Here is a 255-nt window from a genome sequence, read left to right as displayed (position 1 = left end):
TGGCGTCAGTCAGCAGGGTGCGCTTACATCCGGCTTTGCCTCGGTCGGTGGGGTTGCTGCCCGTGGCTTGCGGCGCACCAGCGCCCCCCTTTTCCCCAACGGGGCTTTGACCATGCTCCCGTCAGCGGCTTGCCATTCCCAGTCGATGCCCAGTTTTTGATCGTACTCTTCGAGTACGATGGCCCACGCTGCGCGTAAGCAGTCGTACTCAACCCAGGCACTAAAGCGCTCGTGGACGGTGGATTTCGGAGCGTA

1 pseudogene is annotated in these 255 nt (G+C 62.0%); it reads right to left on the bottom strand.

What is annotated here, in order from left to right:
- Positions 1 to 9: 9 nt before the first annotated feature.
- Positions 10 to 255: pseudogene (locus GUI70_RS24895) on the bottom strand (hypothetical protein); the annotation flags it as partial.

The organism is Deinococcus alpinitundrae, from assembly GCF_009982895.1.
Taxonomy (GTDB): Bacteria; Deinococcota; Deinococci; order Deinococcales; family Deinococcaceae; genus Deinococcus; species Deinococcus alpinitundrae.
The sequence above is the reverse complement of the archived record's forward strand: the minus strand, read 5'-3'. Positions and strand labels throughout refer to the sequence as shown.